Raw genomic sequence first — 2,098 nt, 5'->3', positions numbered from 1 at the left:
CGTACTGGTTTAAAGTTAATCCACTATACTTGTTTTCAGACGACCCGTCCCCATCGTAGAGGTCGTCTGAAATCCACTCTATCTCAATCAAAACAATACAATGATTCAAAAAATATTCTCATGGTTCGAATCCCGAATCGACCCCTATCCCGAAGCCGCCCCGAAAACGCCTGAAAAAGGGCTGTGGCGGTTTGTCTGGAGCAATATCGAAGGCTTGCGCAAATGGATTGCCGTCTTGGCGGTGTTTACCGCCGGCATCGGCATTATGGAAGCCCTGCTGTTTCAATTTATGGGCAAAGTCGTGGACTGGCTCGGCAAATACACGCCCGCGACCCTGTTTGACGAAAAAGGCTGGGCGTTGGCGGCGATGGCGGGGATGATGGTGTTTTTCGCCCTTTGGACCTTCCTCGCGTCCAACGTCCGCCTGCAAACCCTGCAAGGCGTGTTCCCGATGCGCCTGCGCTGGAATTTCCACCGTCTGATGCTGGGGCAAAGCCTCGGTTTCTATCAGGACGAATTTGCCGGCCGCGTGTCCGCCAAAGTCATGCAGACCGCGCTGGCGTTGCGCGATGTGGTGATGACGGTTGCCGACATGGTTGTGTATGTGCTGGTGTATTTCATTACTTCCGGCGTGATTCTGATTTCGTTCGACGGCTGGCTGCTGCTGCCCTTTATCGGTTGGATTATCGGCTTCGCCTTGGTGATGCGCTTCCTAATTCCCAAGCTCGGCAAAACCGCCGCGCGTCAGGCGGATGCGCGTTCACTGATGACCGGCCGCATTACCGATGCCTATTCCAACATCACCACCGTCAAACTCTTCTCCCACGGCGCGCGCGAAGCGGCCTACGCCAAGCAGTCGATGGAAGAATTTATGGTTACGGTACACGCCCAAATGCGTTTGGCGACGCTTCTGCACACATGCAGCTTCATCGTCAACAGCTCGCTGACCGCCGGCACGACCGCGCTGGGCATCTGGCTTTGGTATCACGGACAAGTCGGCGTCGGCGCAGTTGCCACCGCCACCGCCATGGCGTTGCGCGTCAACGGTTTGTCGCAATACATCATGTGGGAATCCGCCCGATTGTTTGAAAACATCGGCACCGTCGGCGACGGCATGGTAACCCTGTCCAAGCCGCACACCATCCTCGACAAGCCGAACGCCCTGCCGCTGAAAGTGTCGCAAGGCGAAATCAAGTTCGAACACGTCGATTTCTCCTACGAAGCAGGCAAACCGCTGCTCAACGGCTTCAACCTCACCATCCGCCCGGGCGAAAAAGTCGGCTTGATCGGACGCAGCGGCGCGGGCAAATCCACCATCGTCAACCTGCTTTTGCGCTTCTACGAACCGCAAAGCGGCACGATTTCGATTGACGGGCAAAACGTCGACAGCGTAACCCAAGAAAGCCTGCGCGCCCAAATCGGTCTGGTCACGCAAGACACCTCGCTGCTGCACCGTTCCGTGCGCGACAACATCGTTTACGGCCGCCCCGACGCCACCGACGCCGAAATGATTTCCGCCGCCGAACGCGCCGAAGCCGCCGATTTCATCCCCAACCTTTCCGATGCCAAAGGGCGGCGCGGTTATGATGCCCACGTTGGCGAACGCGGCGTGAAACTCTCCGGCGGCCAACGCCAGCGCATCGCCATCGCCCGCGTCATGCTCAAAGACGCGCCGATTCTGCTGCTCGACGAAGCCACCAGCGCGCTCGACTCCGAAGTCGAAGCCGCCATCCAAGAAAGCCTGGACAAAATGATGGACGGCAAAACCGTCATCGCCATCGCCCACCGCCTCTCCACCATTGCCGCGATGGACAGGCTCATCGTCTTGGACAAAGGCCGCATCATCGAAGAAGGCAGCCACACCGAACTCCTCGAAAAACAAGGTCTGTACGCCAAACTTTGGGCACACCAAAGCGGCGGTTTCTTGAGCGAACACGTCGATTGGGAACATAATTGAACGTTTGCAGTAAGACAAAAGGTCGTCTGAAAATCCAGTTTTGAGTTTCAGACGACCCCAGTTCAAAATCATCTCGACAGGGCGCAAGATTGCGCCCTTCTTTTTTGGGTATATAGTGGATTAACTTTAAATCAGGACAAG

The 2,098-nt window shown here is 56.4% G+C and carries 1 protein-coding gene; it reads left to right on the top strand.

Annotated features, from left to right (window positions below; translation table 11 throughout):
- The first annotated feature begins 100 nt into the window (after window positions 1–100).
- Window positions 101–1,957 (top strand): ABC transporter ATP-binding protein, encoded by a 1,857-nt coding sequence (locus HMPREF3066_RS02130; protein ID WP_049228022.1) that lies wholly within the window; start codon window positions 101–103, stop codon window positions 1,955–1,957.
- Window positions 1,958–2,098: the final 141 nt, after the last annotated feature.

The sequence above is a fragment of the Neisseria sp. HMSC03D10 genome, from assembly GCF_001807625.1.
Lineage (GTDB): Bacteria > Pseudomonadota > Gammaproteobacteria > Burkholderiales > Neisseriaceae > Neisseria > Neisseria mucosa.
The sequence above is the reverse complement of the archived record's forward strand: the minus strand, read 5'-3'. Positions and strand labels throughout refer to the sequence as shown.